This is a genomic window from Chitinophaga sp. CC14 (genome assembly GCF_048957795.1).
Taxonomy (GTDB): domain Bacteria; phylum Bacteroidota; class Bacteroidia; order Chitinophagales; family Chitinophagaceae; genus Chitinophaga; species Chitinophaga ginsengisegetis.
Window position 1 is genome coordinate 443,226 of the sequence record NZ_JARBFY010000005.1, and the last position, 16,463, is coordinate 459,688.

The 16,463-nt window shown below is 46.2% G+C and carries 8 protein-coding genes; 1 reads left to right on the plus strand and 7 read right to left on the minus strand.

From position 1 onward, the window contains the following. Nucleotides 1–46: 46 nt before the first annotated feature. The 3 genes from PV783_RS21400 to PV783_RS21410 form a co-directional block, all read right to left on the minus strand. A complete protein-coding gene (locus PV783_RS21400) occupies nt 47–3,454 on the minus strand; it encodes a hypothetical protein (protein WP_420989495.1) in 3,408 nt (1,135 codons plus the stop codon). A 164-nt stretch (nt 3,455–3,618) separates the two neighbouring features. Beyond that, on the minus strand, nt 3,619–5,040 hold the full coding sequence (locus tag PV783_RS21405) for a hypothetical protein (RefSeq protein WP_420989496.1): 1,422 nt from the start codon (nt 5,038–5,040) through the stop codon (nt 3,619–3,621). Between the two features lie 14 nt (nt 5,041–5,054). After that, a complete protein-coding gene (locus tag PV783_RS21410) occupies nt 5,055–6,104 on the minus strand; it encodes a hypothetical protein (RefSeq protein ID WP_420989497.1) in 1,050 nt (349 codons plus the stop codon). A 239-nt stretch (nt 6,105–6,343) separates the two neighbouring features. Between PV783_RS21410 and PV783_RS21415 the strand changes: the two genes are divergently transcribed. Beyond that, entirely contained in the window at nt 6,344–6,694 is a 351-nt protein-coding gene (locus PV783_RS21415) for a VOC family protein (RefSeq protein ID WP_420989498.1), read from the plus strand. 50 nt (nt 6,695–6,744) lie between these two features. Here PV783_RS21415 and PV783_RS21420 read toward each other — a convergent pair whose 3' ends face one another. From PV783_RS21420 to PV783_RS21435, 4 genes are all read right to left on the minus strand, one after another. After that, nucleotides 6,745–10,101 (minus strand): DUF1080 domain-containing protein, encoded by a 3,357-nt coding sequence (locus PV783_RS21420; protein WP_420989499.1) that lies wholly within the window; start codon nt 10,099–10,101, stop codon nt 6,745–6,747. Nucleotides 10,102–10,120: 19 nt separating this feature from the next. Next, nucleotides 10,121–11,398, minus strand: coding sequence for a Gfo/Idh/MocA family oxidoreductase (locus PV783_RS21425; protein ID WP_079472773.1), 1,278 nt, complete (start codon nt 11,396–11,398; stop codon nt 10,121–10,123). Nucleotides 11,399–11,565: 167 nt separating this feature from the next. Next, a complete protein-coding gene (locus tag PV783_RS21430) occupies nt 11,566–13,164 on the minus strand; it encodes a RagB/SusD family nutrient uptake outer membrane protein (RefSeq protein ID WP_420989500.1) in 1,599 nt (532 codons plus the stop codon). An 18-nt stretch (nt 13,165–13,182) separates the two neighbouring features. Further along, nucleotides 13,183–16,455, minus strand: a complete 3,273-nt coding sequence (locus PV783_RS21435) for a TonB-dependent receptor (RefSeq protein WP_420989501.1) — start codon at nt 16,453–16,455, stop codon at nt 13,183–13,185. Between the last annotated feature and the right edge of the window lie 8 nt (nt 16,456–16,463).

Consider the following 16,463-nt stretch of genomic DNA (forward strand, 5'->3'; position numbering starts at 1 on the left):
GACAGATAAAACATATAGTTACTTTAGGTATCTGCAATTAGTTTAGTTAATTCGTTTGCTTGTATTGATAATCAAACTGTTTCAATATCTTTCCGTTCTGGTCCTTTATAAGCTTAAGTCTTCCCAAACCATCATACTCATAAAAGATTGTTTTACCAGAAGGATCTGTTTCAGATGTCATCCCTTTCAACAAGCTATAGGTATATGTGGTTACCATTGCCCCTGGAAGGTTGATTCTCAGATTGGCCAATTCTGCACGTAATTGGACATCATCAGTAGGATTATCGAGAATATTTTGATTAACATACTGTTTCGCCGTATCGTACTCTACTCCGATCACTCTGGCAACAGGGTACATCCCTCCGTATCCCCATAAATAAGCTTCTTTAACATCATTTGTTTTTTGCTGCTCTGTCAGATTTCCTCTGACATCATATTTATTGAAAGAAATACGTTCTGTATAGCGGGTATCTTTGGTAACGGCTCCTGTAAGATTTCTTGATGCTACAAAATCAGTTATTGGCGCATTGCTTTGCAAACTGTAAACCTTATCCTTTAAAGGCAAATCTGAACGAAATGAAGAGAAATAAGAGGATAACAACCGTGCATTAGTACCATCCGAATTTGCCTTATAACTGCTAAGCTCTATTTCTGGTGCATATACATGCCTTTGCTGTAATAGTTTAACGCCGGCAGTTGTTGGATCTGTAGCTGTCAGATTCCCATAATCAGATGCTCTCAGAATATTGGTAATACTCATTTCTCCTTTACTGTCGTTCTTCTTTGTTTGCTTCAGTAAAGTGGTCGTAGTATCGTAATCGTATTGTTCTTTAACAATATTTACATTGCCATTATCGTCATATGTTTTTACAACAACACTATCCAGTGTGCTATATCCAGATGTATAGTTAAAGGTGGCATGTCTGAAATACTCCTGTAACTGGTATTCATGGTGACCATTGCTCCAAAATGGATAAGAGCTACCCGGCACCAAATACCTGGATGCAAAAAATGCCTCCCCATAAGCTTTTCTATTACGCTTTAAGTCGGAATAACTTCTCTTCTCCTCTGATACCAGGGATGTTCCAGTTCCCTGAATTTTATATACAGATTTCCCTAATAATCTTCCATAGGTCCAACTATTACCTGTAAATGGTGGATAAGGTATGAACTTATAATTTTCTCCACCGGGCGAGTCGTCAATATTATTATCAAAGTAGGTAATCGTGTATCCATTGGTAGCACCAGTTATAAGATTACGTTGTGTTTCCTTGACTGTACCATATCCAATTACGCCGCCCATCATATCAATAATGGGATAAAGACTACTGGAAGAGATTACCTTCTCCTGTTCATTTGAGTAGCCATCGTTTTGCCCGGATAAATCAGTATAAAGAAAATCAGCATACTTCTCAAAATAATAATCTCCGTTCCAGGGCGGTCTTATACCATTACTATATTCATAATCTCTCACCGTTTTGTTTCCGGATACAGAATCGATGTCTGTAACACTTTTAAGTCTTATTCCTCCCGCTGCAACATTGTCTACTGTCGTGATATACTCCGTATGACAATTAAAAGGCGCAATCCTCATATTGCAAAAAATATCATCCGCGCTTCCCGGGTAAGTTTGGCCGGTATTCTTAGGATATATATAGTATGTTCCTTTATTCAATATCAAACCTTTTGTACACGTGGGATAAGGATATTGCGAATAACTATCACAAAATAACGAGCTATTCCGATAGGTATAAATGAGGTTATTAGTGGCACTATCCCTTATTTCTATATAGTAATACGGCGGAAAATTACTATACCTGGCATCAAGTGAAGTGACAACTTCTACAGCAGAACTATTAACAGAAACATGAAATTCACGTGGCGCGAGCGCATCCGGATCATTGGGAATAAGAGGTGCAAACTGTACTCCGGTAAAATTAGTGTTAATGTTACCATCACATATCTCAACAGGCTCAGTTGTGGATATAAGTTCACTGAAGTGAGGCTCATACGCAAAAGCCGTACTGCCACCGGTAGGATATTGAATATTTGTAAGAACCCCCTGGACTGCATAATTAAAATCCGGCTTTTTTAAAAGTGTCAAATCCTTTTGATATCCCATAAATGCGTCAAAGCTTCTGCCTGGAATAATATCGCCAATCCCTTTATAAGTTTTTCCATTGGCAAATCCCCACGCATCTCCACCAGACATCAGTCTTGAAGGCAATTCTATTGAGTGCTCATAGTCGAAAAGATAAGGCGGTAAGGAACTACCATTTCCACCTGTTTCTTTAACACTGTATAACATTAATCTCAGTTCCTCTTTAGGCGCGGCTCCCGGTACTTCAGCATCTTTATATAAAAAAGTCTTATACAAATATTGGTAGTCAAAATTGTATGCCTTTATTTTATTATTCTTCACGTTATAAAGAACAATACTATCCAAACGTTTTCCTTGCTGCATATCTTTCCGGTCCGTATTTCCGTAGAATTGCAGATAACCACCATTAAACTTTATAAACTTTATCCGCTGTGATTGGATCTGATTTTTAAAATTGGTCCTGCTTTTATACGGTGAAAGTTTTGGTGAGAGATTACCAGCTAATTGTTTGGTGGAATGAATATCACTTGAGCCGGAAGTCCAATAATAGGTGTCTGCAGTTTCATAGACAAAACTGATGGTATCTTTCTTACTGGCACTTATAATATTGGTCAAATGCCAATTGAATATATAACTTTCAGATACATGGGTAAAATCATCAGGGGGCTGGGGACTGAAATCATCATTGATATAGGTATATGGTGTAGTTACAGACAATTCTGGTGTCAGAAACTGGTATTGAGTACCATTTTCGTCTGTAAGATTAAACCCTACAATAGCATCTGTTACAGTAATACCTGTATATGAATTTATATAGCTACCCTGGATTATCGGAGTTATCAGATTACTGGAATAAGGGATTGGGTAAACATTCTTCTGGTAATCAAAAACAAATTTACCGCTCATACCAGCAACGTTATAGCTGAAAAGATCAGGCTGTGCATCCAGCTTTCCTAAACTATAAAGGTTCACCCTTTCATATTCCATATAAGGATTGTCTGGCACAAATGTTATTGGGTAGCGGGCCCAGAATCCGTCATTTGAGTTGTCATCCACCTGTCCCCCCATCATTGTTCTGTTGATCACACCACCAGCGTTCATAGACCATCCTATTCCTACCTCTGAGCCAACATCATTGACCCTTATCCCTCCGGAACTGTAAGACAGTGAAACCGGCAAGGACAATTCTCCGGATTTAATTTCAAATAAAGGAATACTGACAGGTGCAGTTCCTGTGAAACTACCTAGCGGCCAGTTTCCATATCGTTGTATAGCTGCCACATTAGGAGAAGGTAGTACAACATTTTTTGTATTAAGATAATTATTCTGGGCGCTCAGAAATGAAGGGAGCATAGAAAGAAAGATTGAAAGACATCTTACTTTTTGATAGAAATCACTGGACATATTGTATTAATCTTGGTTGATATGCTTATTGAACCGGCATTTCACCGTTTAATAAGCTAAGTATAGGTTTTAAAATAACTATCCCTCAATAAATAGTAATAGTATATAATGGCTTAAAAATTATACCCCAGCCTCACCTTCACGGGATCCGTGCGTGGCACATGCTGGTTATACAAAAAATCAAACAACACCATCATATTCCCTTTCAGCTTACTATTGATCTTATACTTCTTACTGATACCAATCAACCCGCTCTGGGTCCACTTCTGCCCTACTCCTTCCGGCACACCGGCGTAATCAGGTTGATAATTCTGTTCATAGCCCCCATTCAGGAAAAAGGTGCCTTTTAGTTTCCAGTCGATGAAGGAGCGGATCCCCATACCCTGACCGGAGAATTGGATATTGTCAAAGCCGGTGCCCATGCCCAGTTTGTAAGAAAGTCCAAGACCAGCGCTTCCATTTTTATGAAACTTATAGGCGGCTTGCCCGGCGAGGTCGCCGGTGGTGGGAAAGAATTTATTGCTGCGCTGGAACTGTATATTGCTTCCAAACTCCAATCGTTGCAGGAAACTTTTTGTTTTCATTTCCTTTGGCTTGAAATCCGGCATCTCCGCGGCATTATCAAGATCGGGGAACTTGCTTTTCAGTTCGTCGAATTTGCTGCGGGCTTCGGCCATTTGCTGACTTACGGCGGCGCTGGCATTGGGGCCGCTACCTAAGCGCTGCTGGATGAGCTGTTCCACCTGGTTGCGTGTTTGCAGTCCTTCTAGGTTTGGCGCTGATGCAGTAGCGCCTTGTATATTAAACAGGCTGGCGAGCTGGGAATGTTTCTGCATGAAGTCATTGAAAGCAGGTATCTTCTTAATCACTTCCATCGCTTTTTGCTCCGCCTTCTTCCTATCTTTAAAAACCTCTTTATACTCTTTCAGTTGCTGTGCATAGTAATAGGCTTCCTTGTTCATCTTCTGCAGATCTTTGGTGAAACCGGTATACTGACTTAACTGTTCTTTCAGCAGCTGTTTACGCTCACGGATATACGCTTTGATCTGCTCTGCCTGGGCCAGTTTGTCTTTCAGGTTATCGACAGATTTTAACGAACCATTCAATTTATCGGTAATCCCTTTGGATTGTTCCAGCAAGCCTTTGGAGTCTTTCAGAAAAGACAAGGAATTGCTAAGGCTATCGAGGTAAGGACCGCCGGACTGTGTTAAAGCACCGGAATACTTCCCAAGCTTGCCTTTCATGCGGGACTTCAAACTTCCGAGGGAATCGATCGAATGCGCAAAAAGATTATTGGCTTTCAGGGAGTCGATACGACCCAGCCTGCGTTTCAGCTTCTCTTCCTGTTTCATAAACCGGCTCAGGGCTTTTTCGCTGCGCTGGGTGATTTGCCGTTCCATTTTATCGGACTTTTGTTTTACCTGCGACAGGTATTTACCCGGAATGGCATTCGCTTTTTGCAACAGGCTGTCCTGGGCCTGAGCAGTACACAGGCAGGCGAACAATAGTAAGGTCAGTTGATAAATAGTTTTCATGGCAAATCAGGGGGTTATTTCGTGGCGATCTTCTGTTTAAGCACTTCCACTTCTTTTGAAAGAGTGGCGAGTTGCTTATTCATCTCTATAATATACAACATTTGTTCCTCAACTTTCTGCAATAATTGTTTGTTCATTTCTCCTACATCCACTCCGTTTTTTTCTACTTCGCTGGCCGATGGTATACCTGGGAGATGCTGATTTTTTGCAACAAACCGTTCTACTTCAGACAGGGCTGGTAATTTGTAATCTGAGCGGAAAACGAAATCGGGCCAATTGGCATAGGATTTCACCACTACTTTTGTAAAGATGCCGCTGCCGTTTACGGCCAGCTTATATCCTTTAGTATCCGTGGTGCCTATGCCCACACTGCCGTTGGCTTTTACCAGCATCAGGTTTACTCCTCCGCTGTTAACCGCCAGAACATTACTGGTTGTCAGCCTCGCCCCTGTTTTACTTCTGCTGTCAAGTATCATCGCGCCATAGGCAATATCAGAAGCTGGAAGTACGTCCTCTACATCGGCTATAAGATAAAGACCCAACGAACGACCTGGCATATAACTCCGTCCGTTGATAACGGGAATATAATTCCCTGTGCTACCAGTGCCATTCATAAAACTCAGTGCGCCATCCGCCGCGGAAACATCTGTTTGTGTAAATCTGGCAAATACAGTTCCAGGCGAACCATCAACATGCAGCCTGGCAGATGGAGAGGTTTCTCCAATCCCTACAAATCCATTATTCACAATCCTCATTGTTTCAAATTCGCCCCCACTACCCCGCACAAAAAACTTCATGGCAGACATCCTTCCTGAAGCATCAGTTCTCTCTACTTCCAGCCTTCCCAGATCAGAACCTGCCATATTGAATTTGAGTGCACCTACCACGCCTAATACGTCCGCGGTATGCGTTAGTTTAATGTTTGAAGAACCGTTGGAAGATATTTCCAGCTTTTCAGTAGGCGCAGTAGTGCCAATACCCGCATTGCCAGTGGCTTCCAGTTTGTTCTGGGCATAACTGCTTAACGCAACAAAAGAAAGGAGCAGGGAACAAGAATATTTCATAAATAAAGGATAAAACAATTAAACAAACTTATCAGGTATATGACTATGACTTACTATCAGGGTAAACAATTACATTCTTACTGGGTTGAACACTACAGTTAATTCTGACGCAAAATAGTAAAAATCAATTAAATCCAAGGCCAAAAGTAATTAACTTATCATTAACCGGATCATCCCACATTCGTGGTATTTTGCCAGGTACTTTAATATTAACTTCACATTAAAATAAATAGTAAATAATGCCCGACCTGAATCTGCTCGTTATAAAAACCAGCCAACTTGCCGAACATGCTGCATTCTATGCTAAGCTTGGTTTTCATTTTCAGTTTGATTATCACCGGCATGGTACAGGACCTTATCATTATGCAAGCATCAATGGGAACATCGTACTGGAAATCTATCCCTTGCCCAAAGGAATTACTGTTGCAGATAATACTACCAGGTTGGGCTTCAAAATTGCCGATCTTGATAACCTGATAAAAGAACTCCCTGAAGAAAATATCCTCACCGCACCTGCATCAACAGCATGGGGATATACCGCCATTATCCAGGATCCTGACGGAAGAAAAATTGAACTGGTACAACCATAAAAAAACCGCTCCCACTTGCGCAGGAACGGTTCTATATCTCAAACAAAAAACTACAGCGTTTTCACCCTGATATTCCTGAACCTTACAATCGATCCATGTCCCAGGAAGCCGATATGACCGGTTTCCCTGTTCAGACCAGGATGTTTTTTATGATCCAGCGTACCGTTTTTACGGGCGTCTGCAATGTCACCGTCGAGGATAACGGTGCCATTCAGTATTATTTTGATGTGAGTGCCATCTACAATCGCTTCTTCTGTATTCCATTCTCCAACGGGTTTCAGGAAACCACGTTTGGCAGGGACTACACCATATACGGAGCCATGATATTGGTATACCTGCAGGTCTTTATAGATATCTGCTTCGTTATCGAGGATCTGTAACTCCATACCTTCGTAGGCAGCATCGCCTTCGAGTGGCGCACGGATACCCAGACCGTTATTAGCGCCGGGTGTGAGTTGGAATTCGAAACGGAAAGAGAAGTTTTTGTATTCATCTTTCGTATAGAGGTTACCGTGACCACCATTGGTTGGATAGATCACGAGATTACCGTTATCGATCACATAGTCTTTGGTGTTGCCTGTCCATTCGTGCATGTTGGTACCGTCGAACAACATTTTGTAGCCGGCTTTCTTTTCTTCATCGCTCAGTACATAAGGCTTCGGACGGGGAATTTCGCGGATGTAAAGATCGCGGTATGCTACATAGGTGCCATGTGCCTGCAATTCGATCTGCTCTTCGGGGAAGATCGGCAATCCGCGGTTCCAGTAGTTTTCCAGGATGGTGTTATCGGTTACGAGTTCGCCATTGAGATATACCGTTACGCGATCGCCCTGCATGAGGATGCGGAAATGATTCCATTCGCCGATAGCGTTGTCTGCAAGTTTCAGTGGTTTGCTTTCATGTTGCTGGTTATTGTATAAACCACCGGAGCCAACCTGTGCGCCCACATCGGTGCGGGAGGTATCCCAGATCTGCACCTGGGGGGAGCCACGGAGGTAAATACCGGCGTCGCCCTGTGAGGTGATCTTCCAGTCTACCAGCATTTCAAAGTCGCCGTATTTCTTTTCGGTGCAGAGGTTATCGCCGCTACCGCTAAATACAAGCAGACCATCTTTCGCTGACCAGCCTTTGCGCATGTTGTCGTTTGCCTTATCCTGCGCTTTGCCAAGTGCTTTGGCATCCATTTTACCGCGTGCTACGGGGTTCTCCACCAACCCTTTCCAGCCGGTAAGGTCTTTACCATTAAAGAGCGGAACGAATCCTTCGCCGGCAGGCATTTCCGCGAGGTACTTGCGGATCGACTGCCGTTGATAATCGGCATCGGGTCCGTTCAGTACTTTGGATGTTTTCTCTAACAGAGAGCGTACGATGGCGCCATTGTAACTTTTATCCGCCAGTGCGATGTTCATTACAGCATTGGCGGCTGCTTGTTGCACCGGTGCGTTGTCGAGGTAGTTGCCCGCAAATAGTAATGCAGGCAATGTTTTGCAACGCTCCACGCCTTCCAGCACTTTTTGCTGTATAACGGTGGAGGGCGACAGCTCCATTGCGTTGCGGAACATCAGCAGTTGCTGATCGGCAGGCAAAGCGGAGCGACGGGTAAGCACTACATAGCCGGCAAGCGCTTCATCACGATAGGTAGCATCTTCACGGGCTATTTTTAAGAGCGCAGGTGTGGCGGCAATATCTTTCCAGGAAGACAATGCCTTTACTGCTGCTTTTTTCGTAGCAGCGTCACCGTTATTAAAGGAGGCCACTACCGGTGATAAGGCATCTTTTTCACCAATACCTGCCAATACAGGAAGGTAGCGGGATTGCTGACCGGCGGGCGCCTGCTTCATCTGTGCAAGCACATCGTTGCTGGTGGCGCCTGCGCTGATGAGCGCTTCCTGTATGCTGGCGATATCCGTTTCACTGGTGGTGTTATTGAGTAACGTAAATAGTTCAGGAAGATTTGCCTTTGTAGCCACATCCTTCAATGCGGCGATGGCCGCGCTGCGGGTAGCGGCGTCTGTGCTGGCGGTAAGCGGTAATACATCGTTTACGCGGTTGTCTGCTTTACGTGCAGCCAGTACCGTTAGTAAAGCCGTTTGCGCGGCTGCCGGCATAGTTGCCAGCGAGGCGCCCGACTGTGCAGCAACTTCGTCACCCGGCATAATCAGGAGCGCCTCTTTTACCGCTTCCACGGTAGCAGCATCTCCTGTTTTCATGGTTTGCAGCAGGGAAGGCAAGGCAGCGGCGCCGCCGGTTTTGCCGGCCGCCTTGATGGCAGCCAGTTTCACGCTCTCCTCTTTGCTACCCAGTAATTTCTGAAGGGCAGGTAAAGCAGCGGCCACTTTATTATCTCCCAACATACCTATTACATCGGCTTTATTGGCATTATCGGAACCTGACAGTTTCTTCAGCCACAGTGCATTGCCAGCCAGGCCGTATTGACCAGCAAATTTCAGCGCAGCATCACGGTATTCCGCATTCTTATCATCTGCAGCAGCTAACAGCAGCGGCATATTTTTTTCACCACGGATAGAGGTGAGCAATTTTAATGCTGCTGTACGGGTGTGTACCTGTGCGTCTGTTTTTGTTTGCTTCAGCAGGTTCTCTGCTATTTTTGCAGCTGCTGCTTTATCAGTGATATTGGCAGCGTAATACAGATAAGAAGCAGTAGCGTCGGTTACATCGTAGGAATAACCGCTATTGGCGGCAGCAGTGGCTAATACCGGTGCAGAAGCCGGTGCGCCGATCTGCGCCAGTGCATATAACGCTACTTTAGCGAGTTTTTTATCTGCATTGGTTGCCAGTGGTGCAATAGCGGCAGCAGCGGCAGTATAACGGCTATCACCCAACGCTTCTGTAAGGGTGATGCGGTTGTCGCCGGAAGCTGCGCTGAGCGCCTGTAACAGGGCCTGCTGTGCGGCGGGCGTATTAACTTTTACCAGTGCACGTGCAGCAGGATCACACAAACGGTTATCCGTGAGATATGATTGCAACGTGCTGACAGCATTATCATCTGCCAATGTTTCCAGCTGGGTGATCAGGAAAAATTTATTTTCCGGTTCCGCTGTTTTTGCCAATGCTTTGCAAAGCGCCACAGAAGCCTGTTTGCGGGCGGTTTCTTTTCCCGGTTGGGTAACATAATAGGCATATCCTGCCAGCGCATATTCCAGCTGCGTATTATTGCCCTTTCCGGGCGCTGCCAGCATACCGGCAATAGTAGTAAGCCCTTCTTCCCCCAGCGCTGCAATCGACTCCATATTGGTATTAAACTGCGTTTTATTGGGGGCCGGCATCAACGCCAGCACATCGGCTATTTTGGTATGAAACGCACGCTGATCTGATGGCCCCTGTGCGGAAACCAGGCTACTCCAGCCAACCAGTAATGCAACGAGTAAGTATTGTATCTTTTTCATAATTCGTTTACTTGATTGTTTAGATAGTCCACGGTCCGCGCATTGGCTGATAGATCAGCGCATTAGCGCCTGCATCATCTATAAATTCCTGTTTCACCGGATCGAATTTCAACGAGCGGTTCAGGCGCAGGGCAATCTTACCCATATTCACGAGGGTAGCGGAACGATGACCATTTTCTTCATTCAGCGCAAATTTCCGGCGGTTCTTTACGGCGTCCACAAAATCTGTTTGCTGAGGCGCAGGGTCAGGGAATGCAGCCAGTTTCTTTTCCAGGTCCTGGATATCTGAACGGAAACCGGGGTACAGTTTTCCTTTTGGTCCTTCTATATAAGCGGCCTTTTCATCGGCGCCATCACCATCCAGGATGATCTGGCAACCATCTGCATAGGTGTAAGTAATTCTTCTCCAGGTGCCCACTGCATCAGGGTGTTGTTGTGGTGCATCTACTTCTACACTTACCGGGCTGGTGTCATCTTTCCCCAGGAAATACTGGATAGGATCCAGGTAATGCTGGCCCATATCTCCCAAACCACCTCCATCATAATCCCAATAACCACGGAAGGTTTGGTGTACACGGTGCGGGTTATACGGGCGATAAGGCGCAGGCCCCAGCCACATATCATAATCCAGTTCTTTCGGCACCGGCATTGCTTCCAGGTTGGTTTTACCTACCCAGTAAAATTTCCAGTCGAAACCGGTATGCTTACTCACGGTCACTTTCAGCGGCCAGCCAAGCAGACCGCTGTCTACCAGTTTTTTAATCGGCTTCACCGTGGTGCCCATTCCATAAAAACGGTCTTCAAAGCGGAACCAGGTATTCAGGCGGAAAATCCTTCCATGTTGCTGCACTGCTTCCACGAGGCGTTTGCCTTCGCCAATGGTGGCGGTCATCGGCTTTTCACACCAGATGTCTTTGCCGGCGCGTGCGGCGTCTGCGGCAATGATACCGTGCCAGTGCGGCGGGGTAGCCACGTGTACAATATCTACCTCCGGTAAGGTGATCACTTCGCGGTAGTCGGCAAAGGTTTTTACGCCTTTACTTTTATCACCCAGCTGGTCCATCGCCAGTTTCAGGTGACTGCGGTCTACGTCGCAGAGCGCTACTACCCGTGTGCCGGCGTAGCCAAAGTGGCCACGTCCCATGCCACCGGTGCCTATAACGGCTTTGGTCAGCTGGTCGCTGGGCGCCAGGTAACCGCGGCCCAGCACATGCCTGGGCACAATTGTAAATGCAGCAAGCGCTCCCAGGGAATTTTTGAGAAATGCCCGCCTTGAATCGCTGTTTTGTTTCGCCATAATTCAGTTTAATTGAATGCCTGGATTTGTTTTGATTGATAGTATTAGTTCACTGTATGATGATATATTCACTGTTTTGTCACATCGTGGTTCGTCTGGATGGTAAGATATAATCTAACTAGATGATATGCAAATACAGTAACGGAAATTTGATAAACGGTAAGAAATTAATACCCGGGGTTCTGTGTCATTTCCGGGTTAGATAACATTTCTTTTTCCGGTATAGGCCAGAGATAATCCCGGTCGATATACGAACGGTCCTGCACCTTTACAGCAACACCCGTTTCCGGATTGGTGGCGCCGAATACCTGCCCGTTCATTACCTGCTTAACCAGTCCCCATCTCCGGATATCAAAATAACGCTGTCCTTCAAATGCCAGCTCCGCCTGCCGTTCCCGGCGCACCAGCTGCCGCAGCGTGGCCGCACTGTTATACCGCTGCTGGTCTACTACCGGCATACCTGCCCGGGTACGAACGTCATTCAAATATTGTATGATCAGTGGATCCTGCCAGTTGCCCAGCTCAATCACGGCTTCTGCATAGGATAACAATATCTCACTGTAACGGATATACATAAAATCGAGTGAGCCCCCTCTGCCCTGCCGGTCGCGCGGATCGAGATATTTCCGGATCCAGTAACCGGTAGCGGTAGATTTCTGCACACCTATCTTATCGGTGTTGTTGGTAGAATTATCAAAGGGAGAAAGAATATAATTAGCATCTAAATACGACTGGCCGGGATATAGAACAGACACGGCTAACCGGGGATCACGGTTATTTTTGTAGTTGGGATCCTTGCGGTATACCGCCACAGAATCCGCTCCCAGCTCCGCCGGCGTTTTACCCTGCTTTGTTTCAAAGTTATCTACTACCTGCGCGGTGGGCGATACATAAGTTTCCCCCCCAATACCATAAGGCGCAAAGGTGGTCCATGCGTTATCGCAACCATTGGCTTTGAAAAAAATACGCTCTTTATTCAGCTCACCGGTATAACTGAACAATTCCGCATAGCTGTTTACACCCGCTTTTTCGCTGCGGTGCAATTTATAAACCCCGGTGCCGATGATCTTTGCCGCTGCGTCCCTGGCCACATCATAATGATGAAAAAATAAGGCCAGCCGCACGATCAGCGCATTACAGGCGCCGGCAGAAATACGCCAGGTTTCATCGCTGTCATATTCTTTCGGCAAATTTTCCGCACACGCTTTTAATTCGCTCAAAATAAATTCATACACTTTCTCTGCCGGATCTCTTTTCAGGTGATTCTCCAGCGGGGTAACCGACTTCGTTACAATGGGGATGTCACCAAAAAACAACATGATCTCCATATGATAAAAAGCACGCAATGCGCGGGCTTCATACTTCATACGGGTACGCAGCTGGTCGTCCATAAAACATTTATCTACGTTTTCAAGAAAGCGACAGGCACGGCGTACATCTATATAATCATCCCGCCAGATCCATTCCGCCACATCCCAGGTAGGGTTCTGCAAGCCACGTGTATAAATATCATAGTTGCCCCTGAAGTCGCCGCGGCAAACAGCTTCATCGCTCAGCCCCGACCAGAACATTACATTCCTGCCGCTGGAACCTGCAGGTACGCCTGCATAAATAGAGCCGAGCGCACTATAGGCATGACTCTCCGTTTTCCACCATTCCTCATCGGTTACGCCGGACGGGTTATCGTGGGTGAGAAATTTTTTGCAGGCCGATGAACACAGTAATATCAGGCCCAGTATCATTGTTATGTTGAATTTCATTTTCATCGTGAAAAAGTTGAATGGTTATAGTTGAATACTTACCCCTGCTGTATACATTTTCATAATGCCATAAGTCCATTGGTTACCCTGGCTTTCGGGGTCTACCAGTTTCATGGAAGTGAATACAAACGGGTTCTGTGCATTCACATACACCCGGGCACCGTTAACGCCTATACGCTTTAATGTGGTACTGCTGAAATTGTAACCCAGCTGGATATATTTCATCCTGATATATGCGCCGTTCTGTATCCAGAAATCGGACGATAACTTGTTGATATCCGGTGTAGTGGTTAAGCGCGGAAAGCGTGCATTGGTGCGTTCCGGCGTCCAGTAGTTATCTGCATAGTATTTCGTAGGGACGCCGCCATCAAAAGACATGTCCAACGGATAAGCCAGCATACCTGCCAGTACCGCATCGTTTTTGCTCACGCCCTGCAACAGCATTTCCAGCTCCCATTTTTTATAGGTAATGCGGAAGTTGGCAAAGAAATCGGCACGGGGCGTAGGGTTGCCGATCACCGTTTGATCGTTGCCATCAATGATATTATCACCGTTCTGATCCAGGTAGCGGATATCCCCCGGTTTGGCGTTAGCGATCACCGGCACCAGTGGCGTACCGTCCGGCTTAAAATCTGCCGCCTGCAACAAACCATTTGTTTTATATCCGTACAAACTATTCAGCGAGTAACCTTCTTTGTTAATTTTTTTGCCATCGATATAAGGACCACCCAATACCGTGAGGAAGGTGTTATTGTTATAGGAAACACCGGGGCGCACAGAAACAGTGATATCCTTACCAATGCGACCGTTATAATTCAGCGACAACTCCACGCCCTTATTCCGTAACCGGCCTGCATTGATAGGAGGAATTCCCATACCGCCCACATAAGATACCGGCGGCCAGAGGATGATACCATTGGTGGTTTTGTTATAGAAGTCGAAAGTGAGTTCCAGTTTGCTCCGGAGCAAAGCCAGGTCCAGACCAAGATCCAGCATATCTACGGTCTCCCAGGTGATGTCGGGGTTACCGAATACGGATTCCACGCCATCACTAGCGCTGATCATATTCTGATACTGGTAAAGCGCTATATTCTCGTTGCCCAGCCGGCCGTAAGATGCACGGAGTTTCATGCTATTAATGAAAGACACCGGCGCCATAAAGGGCTCTTTATGTATATTCCAGCCCAATGCCACGGACGGGAAAGTACCGTACTTATGACCTGGACCAAAGCGCGATGAACCATCGGTACGAATGGCTCCTTCCAGCAGGTATTTATCTTTATAAGAATAATTTACTTTTCCATAAAACGACAGCAGGGAATTTACATCCCAGTTTCCGCTGTTGTTCTCTTCCTGTGAATAACCACCCATGAGGTAAAAATGATGATCTTTCAGATCATAGGTATAGTCGGCGGTAACGCCTGCATAATAGTAAGTAGTCCTACCCATAGTGGCAGAGCGCTGCACACCCCACGTTTGCACCAGTTTACCGGTATAATAATCGAAGAAGTAATAATTATCGCGGGTAGTACGGGTTACATCACTGTTCAGCCGGAAGCTGAATTGTCCGCGGAGATTCAGTCCGGGTAAAACTTCCCACTTAGGCTGTAAATTGATACTGGATTGCCCGTACTCGTTGGCGGCTTTACCGCCATGTTCTGCATAAGCCACCGGGTTTACAATATCCACGTAGCGCCCGTATATTACCGGGGCGCCGTCTTTTGCCGGGTATTTGGGAAGAATGGTGGGCGGTACACGGAAAATATCCTCCAGTATCCTGTTTCCATTACTGCCATTGGGGCGGTTAGGATAAAAAGTATTCCGTTTAATGGCCAGCATGTCCATGTATACCAGGAACTTTTTGGTAAGGGTAATGGAAGTGTTGGCGCGGATATTATATTTATTGGAGTGGTTGAGTGGGATCATCCCCTGCTGGTTCTGATAATTGGCGGTTAAGGCAAAACGTGCGAGGCTATTACCACCGCTCACGCCCACCGAGTGACTGGTAATAGGCGCTGCGCGGTTCAGGATTTCTTTCTGCCAATCGGTGTTGGGATACTTTACCGGGTCGTCGCCGGCTTCGGTATGTTGAATATCTTCTTCGGAATAGAACGGTGCATTTCCCGCGTTCACCTGTGCTTCATTAAACATGCGCATGTATTCCGGCGCTTCTACAAGTTTGGGCATGGAGGATGGCGATTGTACGCCATAATAACCATCATAGGTAACGGCTACCCTTCCGGCTACGCCGCGTTTGGTAGTTACCAGTATTACGCCGTTGGCAGCACGGGCGCCGTACACAGCAGCAGCGGCGGCATCCTTCAGGATCGTTACGCTTTCTACGGTAACGGGATCTATGTAGTTCATGTCCATCGGCACGCCATCCACCATTACGAGCGGATTAGAGGCATTGAGCGTGCTGATGCCACGGATCTTTATCACGGCGGCATCACCACCGGGCAGGCCGGAGTTCTGCGTTACCTGTAAACCGGTAACGCCACCCTGCAACGCCTGTGATAATGCAGTAATAGGCTTGCCATTGGTTTGCTGCGCAATATTTACGGAGCTGATGGAGCTGGCAATATGCTTACGTTGCTGCTCTGAAAGGCCCACCACCACTACTTCATCCAGTGCGGCTACGTTTTCTTTCAGGGAAATATTCAGCGCGTTATGGCTGCGGATAATGGTGTATTCCTGCGGGAGATAACCCATTTGCGTAAAAACAAGCACGGCGTTTTTCTTAGCATGGAAGGTGAAATAGCCATCGGCGTCGGTAGTGGTACCAAGACTGTTATTGTCTTTCACCCGTATAGTCACGCCGGGTAATGCCTGCGGCGGTTCATGCGTATCGTATACCCGTCCACGTATGAGGTAGGTACTGTCTTCCGAAGGCGAGGCGGAGGACAGGCGCTGGTCGGGTTTACTTTTTTCTTTCGGGATGATGGCTACCTGGTTGCGCATGATGCGGTAGCTGAGTCCTGTATTTAACAGGGCTTTGTCCAGCACTTCGTTGATCTTTTTGTCCTGCAGTTCAAGGGTCAGCGGTTGTTCCCTGTTTACCAGTTCATCTTTATAAAAGATACGCCAGCGGCTTTGCGACTGGATCTGGTTAAACAGCTGGGGTAAAGTGCCCTGGTGCAGTTTAATGTTGAGGTGTTCGTCCTGCGACTTACCCGTAGCAGAAACCCCAAGAATAGCGGCGAACAGTAAAATTACAGTCAGTTTCATTGTTCTCACGAGTTTAATGGCAAAAACATTGCCTGGCGGTACGCGCCATTGTGCATAGATTTTTTTCATAACTTCAC

Bases quoted from the DNA above. Each gene is read 5' to 3' on its own strand.
- PV783_RS21400 (WP_420989495.1), bottom strand. From the start codon at position 3,454: ATGCTCCCTTCATTTCTGAGCGCCCAGAATAATTATCTTAATACAAAA.
- PV783_RS21405 (WP_420989496.1), bottom strand. From the start codon at position 5,040: ATGAAAACTATTTATCAACTGACCTTACTATTGTTCGCCTGCCTGTGT.
- PV783_RS21410 (WP_420989497.1), bottom strand. From the start codon at position 6,104: ATGAAATATTCTTGTTCCCTGCTCCTTTCTTTTGTTGCGTTAAGCAGT.
- PV783_RS21415 (WP_420989498.1), top strand. From the start codon at position 6,344: ATGCCCGACCTGAATCTGCTCGTTATAAAAACCAGCCAACTTGCCGAA.
- PV783_RS21420 (WP_420989499.1), bottom strand. From the start codon at position 10,101: ATGAAAAAGATACAATACTTACTCGTTGCATTACTGGTTGGCTGGAGT.
- PV783_RS21425 (WP_079472773.1), bottom strand. From the start codon at position 11,398: ATGGCGAAACAAAACAGCGATTCAAGGCGGGCATTTCTCAAAAATTCC.
- PV783_RS21430 (WP_420989500.1), bottom strand. From the start codon at position 13,164: ATGAAAATGAAATTCAACATAACAATGATACTGGGCCTGATATTACTG.
- PV783_RS21435 (WP_420989501.1), bottom strand. From the start codon at position 16,455: ATGAAAAAAATCTATGCACAATGGCGCGTACCGCCAGGCAATGTTTTT.